Source organism: Bradyrhizobium sp. 62 (assembly GCF_023073035.1).
Lineage (GTDB): Bacteria > Pseudomonadota > Alphaproteobacteria > Rhizobiales > Xanthobacteraceae > Bradyrhizobium.
The window spans coordinates 183,444-194,018 of sequence record NZ_JADPIT010000014.1; the positions used below are offsets into that span (position 1 = coordinate 183,444).

The 10,575-nt window shown below is 65.1% G+C and carries 12 protein-coding genes; 6 read left to right on the forward strand and 6 right to left on the reverse strand.

Annotation, left to right across the window (positions count from 1 at the left end; genetic code table 11):
• Positions 1-73 precede the first annotated feature (73 nt).
• The 6 genes from hisH (at position 74) to IVB47_RS09450 (ending at position 3,990) form a co-directional block, all read left to right on the forward strand.
• Entirely contained in the window at positions 74-724 is a 651-nt protein-coding gene (gene hisH, locus IVB47_RS09425) for an imidazole glycerol phosphate synthase subunit HisH (protein ID WP_027566236.1), read from the forward strand.
• On the forward strand, positions 712-1,458 hold the full coding sequence (gene hisA / locus IVB47_RS09430) for a 1-(5-phosphoribosyl)-5-[(5-phosphoribosylamino)methylideneamino]imidazole-4-carboxamide isomerase (RefSeq protein WP_247357370.1): 747 nt from the start codon (positions 712-714) through the stop codon (positions 1,456-1,458). Before hisH ends, hisA begins: the two co-directional genes overlap by 13 nt.
• A 10-nt stretch (positions 1,459-1,468) precedes the next feature.
• The gene (hisF, locus tag IVB47_RS09435) at positions 1,469-2,245 is read left to right on the forward strand and encodes an imidazole glycerol phosphate synthase subunit HisF (RefSeq protein ID WP_007604055.1); all 777 of its coding nucleotides are present in this window, start codon (positions 1,469-1,471) and stop codon (positions 2,243-2,245) included.
• Between the two features lie 101 nt (positions 2,246-2,346).
• Positions 2,347-2,673 (forward strand): phosphoribosyl-ATP diphosphatase, encoded by a 327-nt coding sequence (locus tag IVB47_RS09440; protein WP_007598445.1) that lies wholly within the window; start codon positions 2,347-2,349, stop codon positions 2,671-2,673.
• Between the two features lie 20 nt (positions 2,674-2,693).
• On the forward strand, positions 2,694-3,650 hold the full coding sequence (gene coaA, locus IVB47_RS09445; protein WP_007598451.1) for a type I pantothenate kinase: 957 nt from the start codon (positions 2,694-2,696) through the stop codon (positions 3,648-3,650).
• Positions 3,651-3,750: 100 nt separating this feature from the next.
• The gene (locus IVB47_RS09450) at positions 3,751-3,990 is read left to right on the forward strand and encodes a hypothetical protein (protein WP_027566233.1); all 240 of its coding nucleotides are present in this window, start codon (positions 3,751-3,753) and stop codon (positions 3,988-3,990) included.
• A gap of 60 nt (positions 3,991-4,050) precedes the next feature.
• Here the strand turns inward: IVB47_RS09450 and IVB47_RS09455 are convergent, their stop codons facing one another.
• The 6 genes from IVB47_RS09455 to IVB47_RS09480 form a co-directional block, all read right to left on the reverse strand.
• Positions 4,051-5,109 carry an AI-2E family transporter gene (locus tag IVB47_RS09455; protein WP_247285045.1) on the reverse strand — a complete coding sequence of 353 codons (1,059 nt, stop codon included), beginning with the start codon at positions 5,107-5,109 and terminating at the stop codon, positions 4,051-4,053.
• 54 nt (positions 5,110-5,163) lie between these two features.
• Positions 5,164-5,793 (reverse strand): histidine phosphatase family protein, encoded by a 630-nt coding sequence (locus tag IVB47_RS09460; protein WP_247461197.1) that lies wholly within the window; start codon positions 5,791-5,793, stop codon positions 5,164-5,166.
• Between the two features lie 101 nt (positions 5,794-5,894).
• Positions 5,895-8,120 carry a PAS domain-containing hybrid sensor histidine kinase/response regulator gene (locus tag IVB47_RS09465; RefSeq protein ID WP_247430179.1) on the reverse strand — a complete coding sequence of 742 codons (2,226 nt, stop codon included), beginning with the start codon at positions 8,118-8,120 and terminating at the stop codon, positions 5,895-5,897.
• A gap of 140 nt (positions 8,121-8,260) precedes the next feature.
• Positions 8,261-8,728, reverse strand: a complete 468-nt coding sequence (locus IVB47_RS09470) for a hypothetical protein (protein ID WP_247429436.1) — start codon at positions 8,726-8,728, stop codon at positions 8,261-8,263.
• 118 nt (positions 8,729-8,846) lie between these two features.
• Positions 8,847-9,188, reverse strand: coding sequence for a hypothetical protein (locus IVB47_RS09475; RefSeq protein WP_027566228.1), 342 nt, complete (start codon positions 9,186-9,188; stop codon positions 8,847-8,849).
• 52 nt (positions 9,189-9,240) lie between these two features.
• Positions 9,241-10,575, reverse strand: a 1,335-nt coding sequence (locus IVB47_RS09480; RefSeq protein WP_247461200.1) for a YifB family Mg chelatase-like AAA ATPase, incomplete at its 5' end; no start/stop codon positions are given.

The following is a 10,575-nucleotide window of genomic DNA, read 5'->3' on the forward strand; positions in this document are numbered from 1 at the left end:
AGCAATTTTCCAACCCGCCGCCAATGCCGGCGGGTGGCATCATTGGTTTGTTTCCAGAACCGGGAGGGTCAAGATGAGCGTCGCCATCATCGATTACGGTTCCGGCAATCTGCATTCGGCCGCCAAGGCGTTCGAGCGCGCCGCGCGCAGCATGGAGAACCCGCAAAAGGTCTTCGTCACCAGCGATCCGGACCAGGCCTACAGCGCCGATCGTCTGGTGCTGCCGGGCGTCGGCGCCTTCGCCGATTGCCGGCGTGGGCTCGATGCGGTCAATGGCATGGTCGAGGCGATCACCGAAGCGGTGCGGGTCAAGGCGCGGCCGATGTTCGGCATCTGCGTCGGCATGCAGCTGTTCGCCACCCGCGGCAAGGAGCATGTCATTACGCAAGGCCTGAACTGGATCGGCGGCGACGTCGAGAAGATCACGCCGCGCGACGAGAGCCTGAAGATCCCGCACATGGGTTGGAATACGCTCGATGTGCTGCGCGAGCACCCGGTGCTGGACAAGCTGCCGCTCGGCCCCAAGGGCCAGCACGCTTACTTCGTGCACTCCTACCACCTCAACGCCGCCAACGAGGCGGACGTGCTCGCGCGCGCCGATTACGGCGGGCCCGTTACCGCGATCGTCGGCAAGGACACGGCCATCGGGACGCAGTTTCACCCCGAGAAGAGCCAGCGCTTTGGTTTGGCCCTGATCTCGAACTTTTTGCGATGGAAACCGTGATTCTCTTTCCCGCGATCGACCTCAAGAACGGCCAATGCGTGCGCCTCGAACAGGGCGACATGGCGCGCGCGACCGTGTTCAACCTCAATCCCGCCGCGCAGGCCGAGAGTTTCGTCGCGCAGGGCTTTGAGTATCTCCATGTCGTCGATCTCGACGGCGCGTTTGCCGGCAAGCCGGTGAATGCGCAGGCCGTCGACGCGATGTTGAAGACGATCACGATTCCGGTGCAGCTCGGTGGCGGCATTCGCGATCTCGCGACTGTCGAGGCCTGGCTCGAAAAAGGCATCACCCGTGTCATCATCGGCACCGCCGCGGTGCGCGACCCTGAATTGGTGAAGGCGGCTGCCAGGAAATTCCCCGGCCGCGTCGCGGTCGGGCTCGATGCACGTGACGGCAAGGTCGCGGTCGAAGGCTGGGCCGAGACCTCGCAGGTGACGGCGCTGGAGATCGCACGGCGTTTCGAGGATGCCGGCGTCGCCGCGATCATCTTCACCGACATCGCGCGCGACGGCCTGCTCAAGGGCCTGAATCTCGATGCGACCATCGCGCTGGCGGATGCGATCTCGATTCCCGTGATCGCCTCCGGTGGCCTCGCCTCGATCGAGGACGTCAAGGCGATGCTGACGCCGCGCGCGAAAAAGCTCGCCGGCGCGATCGCAGGCCGCGCGCTCTATGACGGTCGGCTCGAGCCGGCCGCCGCCCTAACCTTGATCCGCAACGCGCGCGCCGCCTAGGAGCTGACACATGTTCAAGGTGCGCGTGATCCCCTGTCTTGACGTCAAGGACGGCCGCGTCGTCAAGGGTGTCAACTTCGTTGACCTGCGCGACGCCGGTGACCCCGTCGAAGCGGCGATCGCCTATGACGCCGCCGGCGCGGACGAACTCACCTTCCTCGACATCACCGCGACCCACGAGAATCGCGGCATCATGCTGGACGTGGTCCGACGCACCGCTGAAGCCTGCTTCATGCCTGTGACCGTCGGCGGCGGCGTGCGTGAGGTCAACGACATCAAGACCCTCCTGCGCGCCGGCGCCGACAAGGTCTCGATCAACAGCGCCGCGGTGTCGCGGCGCGAGTTCGTCAAGGAAGCCGCCGAGAAATTCGGCGGGCAGTGCGTGGTGGTCGCGATCGATGCCAAGCGGGTCAAGCGCGCCGGTGGCGGAGAGCGCTGGGAGATCTTCACCCATGGCGGCCGCAACTCGACCGGCATCGACGCCATCGAATATGCCCAGGAGGTGGTCTCGCTCGGCGCCGGTGAAATCCTGCTCACCTCGATGGACCGCGACGGCACGCGGCAGGGTTTTGACATCCCGCTGACCCGGGCGATCGCCGACAGCATTCCCGTTCCCGTGATCGCTTCGGGCGGCGTCGGCAATCTCGACCACCTCGTCGACGGTATTCGCGATGGCCACGCCACCGCCGTGCTGGCCGCCTCGATCTTTCATTTCGGGGAATTCACCATCCGCGAAGCCAAGGAGCACATGTCCCGGCGCGGGCTGCCCATGCGCCTCGATGCCTGACGACTCCCGTCCCTAAAAATGCTACATCATCGGCGGGAACCGGCTTATCCCGCCAGGTAACCGGCCAATCATCGGCCAAGGCGCGTTTTCCGAGTATTTGTATGCCGCGTTTCACGATCCACGACCTGGCCGAGACCATCGACGCCCGCGCGGCGGCGGGTGGCGAGGCGTCCTATACCCGCAAGCTCCTCGACAAGGGCGCCGAACATTGCGCCAAGAAGTTCGGTGAGGAAGCAGTCGAAACCGTAATCGCAGCAGTCGAAAACGATCGCGCGCATCTGATCGCGGAAGGCGCCGACCTGCTCTATCATTTCCTTGTGCTGCTCAAGGCCCGCGGCGTAAAGCTGGAAGAGGTCGAGGCCGCATTGGACAAGCGGACCAATATGTCAGGGTTGGAAGAAAAGGCGTCGCGCAAGGGCGGCAGCTAGCCGAGGTGGAGAGTCGCGTCATGGATATCCGCGCACCCGAGCAGCAGTATAACCCGTACCGCGTCTATACGCGCGAGGAGTGGTCGCGACTGCGCGACGACACGCCGATGACGCTGGAGCCGGGCGAGTTCGACCGGCTGCGCTCGCTGCACGACCGCCTCGACTTGCAGGAGGTCGAGGACATCTACCTGCCACTGTCGCGCCTGCTGTCGATCTATGTCGATGCGATGCAGCGGCTCTATTACGCGGAGCGCCAGTTTCTCAATATCCGCGACCGCAAGATGCCCTACATCATCGGCGTCGCCGGTTCGGTCGCGGTTGGAAAATCCACCACGGCCCGCGTGCTTCAGGCGCTGCTGGCGCGCTGGTCGCCGCGTCCCAAGGTCGAGCTGATCACCACCGACGGATTTCTGTATCCCAACGCCGTGCTGGAGCGGCAGGGCATCATGCAGAAGAAGGGTTTTCCGGAGAGCTACGACCTGCCGCTGCTGCTCAGCTTCCTCTCCGACATCAAGGCCGGCCGCCGCCATGTGCGCGCGCCGGTCTATTCGCATTTGACCTACGACATCGTGCCGAACCAGTGGGCGGAGATCGACCAGCCCGACATCCTGATCGTCGAGGGCGTCAACGTGCTGCAGACCGGCAAGCTGCCGCGTGACGGCAAGGCCGTGCCCGTCGTGTCCGACTTCTTCGATTTCTCGGTCTATATCGACGCCGATGAGGCCGCGCTGCGGCAGTGGTACATCAGGCGCTTCCTGTCGCTGCGCGACACCGCGTTCACCAATCCAAAGTCCTACTTCAACCGCTACGCGCTGTTGTCGGACGAGGAAGCCACCGCCACCGCGATCGCGATCTGGGAACGCACCAACCTCGCCAATCTCGAGGATAACATCCTGCCGACCCGCCCCCGCGCGACCCTGATCCTGAAGAAGGGCGCCGACCACACGGTGGCAAGCGTGGCGCTCAGGCGGCTGTAACCGCTGCGGTCGACGGCTCTAGCCCGTCGCGCGCAGAGTGTCTTTTGTTGCAGACCGACAAAGGGTATTCGGCTATGAGCTCCGTAAACGCGAGGGACCCATGGTTGATCGTCTCAGAAACGCCGCCGAGCATCTCGAAGCACCGACCTGCCCGGACTGCCATATCGAGATGAAGTGGTTCCGTTCCGAGCTGCTGGCGGACGAGCCAACCCCGGTCATCGCGCATCTCTTCGTGTGTCCGCATTGCAAGCGCGCGGCCCAGGCAGATACTAAATTCAAGGGCACCGCGACGCCGCCGGCCAAGCTGTCCGCGCCGCGGTTTGCTGCTCACGCCTCATAGCATTCGGGGGGAACGGATTCGGCGCTCGGCTGACCGCCGGATAGTAACTCGACATGACGATCATTTCCGGACCTCCTGTCGCGCTTTCGAAGCGATGAAGATGTGCCACGCCGTGAGAAACATCGCGGCGACGAGTGGGCCGATGACGAACCCGTTCGCTCCGAACGCCGCAAGGCCGCCTACGGTAGCGAGCAGCACGACATAGCTCGGCATTTGGATCGACTGGCCGACCAGGATCGGACGGAGAAAATTGTCCGCAAGACCGATCACGAAGATCCCGAAGGCGAGCAGGATGATCCCTTTCGTGACTGAGCCTGCCACAAGCAGGTAGAGCGCGACCGGAACCCAAACTAGCGCAGAGCCGAGCACGGGCAGAAGCGAGAGCAGCGCCATGAGGGCGCCCGCCAGCAGTGGGACAGTCAAGCCGAGCACCCAGAAAATCAGCCCGCCAAGCGCTCCCTGAATTAGCGCAACGAGAACGATCCCCTTGATCGTCCCGCGAACCGCCAGGGTGAACGCATTCAGAATCTCGCTGGTGTGGCTCGGCCGCAGCGGGAGCGCGTCGCGGATCCGTACGTTGAGCTCGTCACCATCACGGAGCAGGAAGAACAGCAGGTACAACATCACGAGCAAGCTTGCGACGAACTCCAGCGTCAACTGACCGATGTTAATGGCGTGTCCCGCCAGCTGTTGGCCGGCAGGGACGACCAGACTCGACAGACGTTCCTTCAGGGCCGAAAAATCGATGCCAGCCAGGCGATCCGACAGGGAAGTAGCCCAGGCGGGCAACGCGGATTTCAGCTGCTGCAGGGGATGAGCGAAACTGATCTCCCCACTCTGAGCGCGCTGATACAGCTCCCCACCCTGGTCGATGAGCGAGGCGATGACGACCGCCACGGGGATGAGGACCATGACGATCACGACGACGACAGTGAACGATGCGGCGAGGTTGCGCCGTCCCGGAAGCGTTTCGAGAGCGCGGCGATAGAGTGGCGCGAAGATGATCGCCAGAAGCGTGGCCCACAACAACGCGCCGGAGAACGGCCAAAGTACCCACCCGAATGCCAGCGAGATCGCGGCAAGCAAGACGAGGAATGAGCGGTCTTCCGACGTTCTCACGTGTTCCCTAGCCCTTCTGTTGCCAGAGCATGATCCGGACCCGATGTCCGGCCGTCACTTGTCTGCTTTCGCGGTCCAGTCGGCGAGCTTGATGCGTCCTGCAAGGGTTGCGGGACCCGAGCTGCCGGCCTTGTAGATGAAAGCTTCGCCCTCCTGCACGTCCCCGGCATCCTTGCCGAAGGCATCGGCGATGTTGGTCTTGTGGGTGACCAGGACCGTGTTGGTGCCGGCCTGGGGCGGCGCGTCGACGAGCTGCCGCACGGCCTGGCCCGCTTTTGCATTTGCACCGGTCGGATTTGCCATGCCCGACGCACTCGCGTTGCTGCTGTCCGTCAATGCATCGACCGGCTTGACCTCGCGGCCGGAGATCAGTCTGCCCGCCTCGATCGCGCGGTTCAGCCGGCTGGTGTAGATATCGCCGATTGGGATCGCGAGCTCCTTGATGGCCGTCCCGATCTGACGCGCCATGTCGCGGCCCTTTTCACTGAGCTGACGCTGGGCGCTCATGTCGTCGAATTTGAAAGGATAGAGATCCTTTTGGCCGTCGTCGGTGGCCGTGTGGCGAAACACCAGCACGTAACCGCCTTGCTTGAGCGAGGCGATCAGTTGCGAGCCATCGGCCGCGGCGGCGTGAGTGGAACCACAGAGAAGGATCACGAAGGCGAGGCGGCACAGCACGTTCATGCGAAGTCCTCTGCTTGAATGCCCCTGAGGATGGTGACGCGCGACGCGGTCGATTTCAATTGTCGATTGCCGTCCGAGATCGGGTTCCTATGGAATCCGGATCAAACCGCCAGCTGCCGCGCCGCCGCCAGTCCGGCCAGCGCCTCTTCCAGCTTTTCGCGATCGAGCGGCTTGATCAGGAACCCGTTCATCCCTGCTTCAAAGCAGGCGTAGCGATCCTCCACCAGCGTATTGGCGGTGAGCGCGAGAATCGGCGTGTGGTGGCCGCCTTTGGCTCCTTCATGCGCGCGGATTCGTTTTGTCGTTTCGATGCCGTCGAGCTGCGGCATCTGGATGTCCATCAGCACGAGATCATAGGGCGTGCCGGCCGATGACGCGCCGAGCCAGGATTCCAGCGCGGCCTCGCCATGGACAGCAATGACCACGCGGTGGCCGAGTTTCGTCAGCAGCGAGCGCATCAACAGCGCGTTGATCTCGTTGTCCTCGGCGACGAGAATCGACAGGCCTTTCGCCGGTACCGCGCCGGCGGGTTGAGCCGATGGCTCCGGCGCGAGATCGGGCGAGGCGACCTCCGGGGGCAACGAGAGGCGTGCGGCGAGTGAGGCCGCGCGCAGCGGCTTCACCAGGAAGCCGGTGAAGGCCGGCGAGAGTTTCTCGTGGCGCGAGCCGGACGTCAGCAGCACCAGGCGTTGCGTCGCATGGCTGCGTGCGGCTTCGCCGAGGCGGTCGGCGATGGCAGCGCCGAGCGCGCGATCGATCAGCACCGAATGCCATGAGCGTTCCGGAAGCAGCGCTTCCGCCACCGCGGCGTCAGTCACCATGCAGGTCTGGCCGCCCCAGCGCTCCAGCCGCCGCGCGATCAGGGAGGCCTCGATGCCGTCGGCGATCAGCAGGATCGACTTGCCGGTGAGATCGGGGCTCGGGAATGCCGTCTGTTCCGCGCCGGCGAGGGATGACGCCAGCGGTACTGCGACCTCGAAGGTCGCGCCCTTGCCCGGCTCGCTCGTAAGTGTGATGCGGCCGCCCATGCGTTTGACGATGCGCTCGCTGATGGCGAGACCGAGGCCGGTGCCGCCATGGGTGCGGGCGACGCGTTCGTCGGCCTGCTCGAATTCGCGGAAGATGCGCTGTTGCGCGTCGGCTGCGATGCCGATGCCGGTGTCGCGCACCAGAAAACTGATCTCGTTCGGCCAGATGCCGGGCTCGACGATCAGCGCGACGCCGCCGCTCGCGGTGAACTTGATGGCGTTGCCGGCGAGGTTGAGCAGCACCTGGCGCAGCCGCGCGGCGTCGCCGACCACTTCAAGCGGCAGCCGCTCGTCGACATAGGCGGCGATCTCGAGCTGCTTTGCCTGCGCGCGCGGCGCGAGCAGCTCGGTGATGTCCTCGATCAGGGCCGAGAGCGCAAACGGACGCTGCTCGAGATCGAGCTTGCCGGCTTCGATCTTGGAATAGTCGAGCAACTCCTCGATCAGCGCCATCAGCGCTTCGCCCGAGGTCTTCACGGCCTTGGCGTAGGTCGACTGCTCCGGCGTCAGCGTGGTGTCGAGCAGCAGTCCGCCCATGCCGATGATGCCGTTGAGCGGCGTGCGGATCTCGTGCGAGGCCATCGCCAGGAAGCGCGATTTCGCCCGGTTGGCGGCGTCGGCCTGGTCGCGGGCGTCGGACAGCGCACGCTCGGTCTCGGTGCGGTCGGTGACGTCGCGTCCGACGCTCTGCAATTCGGCGGGCTGGCCGGCGTCGAGGCGGACATAGCCTTCGCGCCAGGCGATCCAGCGCGCGCCGAGCGGGGTTGCGATCTTCTGGTCGTGAATGCGCGTGCCGTTGCTCTCGCGGGCGCTGTCGCCCTGCTCCAGAACGTCGAAATCAAAGCGCGTGCCGACCAGCGCGCCGCGCGCCTGCCCGGCAAGCGCGCAATAGGCGTCGTTGGCGAAGGTGATGCGGTCGCTTGTGTCGCGCAGCACGATCAGGTCGCCCTGCTGTTCGAACAGGCTGCGAGCGCGTTCTTCCGCTTCCTTCAGCTCCCAATTGCGGTCGATCAGCGTCTCGTTGTGGGCAGCCAGCGCACGCATCCGCTTGTTGACGAAGCGCAGGCGCATGCTGAGCGTGGCGAGGCCGAGGCAGGCGAGCGCGAACAGGAAGCTGACGCCGATCGCAAACGCATTGGGATCGTAGCCGGACGTCTCGGACCGGCTGCCGGAGACAAATCCATAGGCGCCGCCGAAGGTCGCCGAGAAGATCATGATGGAGCGGATCGCGAAGGCGATTTTTGGGTACTGTCGCCTGAAGCGGCGCATGCGCACCTTGATCCGGAACGTCCGATCCATCGCCACCGACCCGACTCTTTTCTTAAAACGCTGTGCTCGCTGTCAACGACGATGTGCCGCCGACCTTGCGAACAGTTTGAGGCCCTGCGACCGCCTCCAAATAGGGTTGACGAGTTGTTAACGGCGCAGAGCGAGGCGGTTCAAAGCGAAGCGGCCTGGAGATGGCGGTGGCCGCCGCGGGCGCCGACGATCAGCGCCGCCGCCTCGCGCTGGGAGAAGGTCTTCGAGCGCACATAGACGCGGTAATCCGCCGGCCCCTCGCTGGAGAGATAGATCACCTGACCGCCGTCGACGGGCTGCGCGGCAATCGAGATCAGGCGCGTCGAGGGGTTGGCCTGGCAGGACTCCAATTCCAAACCGGGGCCGTCGTCGACGACGGCGAAGTCGGCAGCGTCCGCATCCTCGGTAATCTGAACCCGCACCGTGGCACGCGCGGGATCATCGGTGAAGGCGACATGCACGCCGGCGGTCCAGAACAGCGACGTCAGCTCGACCGAGGTGTCGCCGAGGGCGATGCAGGGATGCGAGACCGATCCGATCTCACTGCGGGCAAACACCGCGGCCGCCAACAGGGGAACAACCGAGGCCAGGATCTTGAAACGCAACATGACACGCTACTCGCCAGGCCCTGTACGGGAACTGATGGGCCTTATGGTTTGCAGAGCGTAAAGGAAACTCGTTACCGCCGGGTTGATGCCGGTATCGGGGGATGAGAGTCTCGGTCGGTTAGGCGCTTTTGTTGGTTTTTCGCTCGACTTCAGTGAGAACCAAATAGCTGTTCTTGCCAAAGCTGATCGCCCAAAGCGCCGCCCAGGCACCCCACCGGTTCCTGACCTCGATCTCGACGGTTTGGCCGGGACTGCTGCGAACGACGAGCGGCTGGCTCCTGCCCCAATCAATGCTCGCATCGATCGTGCAGGTGCCGGCCGGCAGCGTGATCTCCAACACGTCGTTGCGTGCAAGCTTCCCAACGCTGGTCCCGTTGACCCACAGCTCGTACGACCTCAGCCAATCGGCATATTGGGACGCACGAACAAATCTGATGGTGCAGGCATTCGCATCGGTCATGATCAATCTCGGGCATGGTGATGTTGTCGAGAAAGCTGCGGCGGCGCATCGCTCACGCCAGCTGCCGCACATCTTCCGCGAGCGCGCGGTAGGACAGCGCCTCGGCGAGGTGCAGACGGCCGATTTTGTCGGCGCCGTCGAGATCGGCGAGCGTGCGCGCCACCCGGAGCACGCGGTGATAGCCACGCGCCGACAGCCGCATGGTCTCGGCGGCGTCGCGCAGGAGCTTCTGGCCTTGCGCATCCGGCTTGGCGATCTCCTCCAGCACCGAGGCCGGCGCTTCGGCATTGGTGCGAACCTTCGGCAGGCCGGCATTCGCGTAGCGTGCGAGCTGGATGTCGCGCGCCGCCGCCACGCGCGCGGCGACTTCGGCTGAGCCCTCTGCCGGCGGCGGCAGGATCAAATCGGCGGCGGTCACCGCGGGAACCTCGATGCGCAAATCGATGCGGTCCATCAGTGGCCCGGAGATGCGGGCCTGGTAGTCGCCGGTGCAGCGATCGATGCGGCCGCGCTTGCAGGCATAGCCGGGCTCGAACGCATTGCCGCAGCGGCAGGGATTCATCGCGGCGACCAGCATGAAGCGCGCGGGATAGGTGACGCGGTGATTGGCGCGGGACACCGAGACCTCGCCGTTCTCCAGCGGCTGGCGCAACGAATCCAGCACGCGCGGATCGAATTCGGGGAGCTCGTCGAGGAACAGCACGCCCTGATGCGCGAGCGAGATCTCGCCGGGCCGGGCGCGCATGCCGCCGCCGGTGAGCGCGGCCATGCTGGCGGAATGATGCGGCGATCGGAACGGCCGCCGCGCCGTCAGCGCGCCGCCCTCGATCTCGCCGGCAACAGAGGCGATCATCGAGACCTCGAGCAACTCGCCCGGTGACAGCGGTGGCAGGATCGAGGGCAGGCGTGCCGCCAGCATCGATTTGCCGGCGCCCGGCGCGCCGATCATGAGCAGGTGATGACCGCCGGCGGCCGCGATCTCCAGCGCCCGCTTGGCGCTCTCCTGTCCCTTGATGTCGCGCAGGTCGAGCGGCGAGGCAGCGGCTTCATGCACCTTCGGCACAGGCCGCGACAGCACCTGCGTTCCCTTGAAGTGGTTGGCGATCTGGATCAGCGAACTCGCGGCGATGATCTGGATGTCCGGACTCGCCCACGCCGCTTCCGAGCCGCAAGCCGCCGGACAGATCAGCCCCTCCTCGCGCACATTGGCGCCGATCGCGGCGGGAAGAACACCGGCCACCGGCGCGATCGATCCGTCGAGGCCAAGCTCGCCCAGAACGGTGAAGCCGGTCAGCGCATCCGGCGGGATCGCGCCGATCGCCCCCATCAGCCCAAGCGCGATCGGCAGGTCATAATGGCTGCCCTCCTTGGGCAGATCGGCGGGCGC

Excerpts from the sequence above, each read along its gene's own strand:
- hisH (WP_027566236.1), top strand. The coding sequence starts at position 74 with ATGAGCGTCGCCATCATCGATTACGGTTCCGGCAATCTGCATTCGGCC.
- hisA (WP_247357370.1), top strand. The coding sequence starts at position 712 with ATGGAAACCGTGATTCTCTTTCCCGCGATCGACCTCAAGAACGGCCAA.
- hisF (WP_007604055.1), top strand. The coding sequence starts at position 1,469 with ATGTTCAAGGTGCGCGTGATCCCCTGTCTTGACGTCAAGGACGGCCGC.
- IVB47_RS09440 (WP_007598445.1), top strand. The coding sequence starts at position 2,347 with ATGCCGCGTTTCACGATCCACGACCTGGCCGAGACCATCGACGCCCGC.
- coaA (WP_007598451.1), top strand. The coding sequence starts at position 2,694 with ATGGATATCCGCGCACCCGAGCAGCAGTATAACCCGTACCGCGTCTAT.
- IVB47_RS09450 (WP_027566233.1), top strand. The coding sequence starts at position 3,751 with ATGGTTGATCGTCTCAGAAACGCCGCCGAGCATCTCGAAGCACCGACC.
- IVB47_RS09460 (WP_247461197.1), bottom strand. The coding sequence starts at position 5,793 with ATGAACGTGCTGTGCCGCCTCGCCTTCGTGATCCTTCTCTGTGGTTCC.
- IVB47_RS09465 (WP_247430179.1), bottom strand. The coding sequence starts at position 8,120 with ATGGATCGGACGTTCCGGATCAAGGTGCGCATGCGCCGCTTCAGGCGA.
- IVB47_RS09470 (WP_247429436.1), bottom strand. The coding sequence starts at position 8,728 with ATGTTGCGTTTCAAGATCCTGGCCTCGGTTGTTCCCCTGTTGGCGGCC.
- IVB47_RS09475 (WP_027566228.1), bottom strand. The coding sequence starts at position 9,188 with ATGACCGATGCGAATGCCTGCACCATCAGATTTGTTCGTGCGTCCCAA.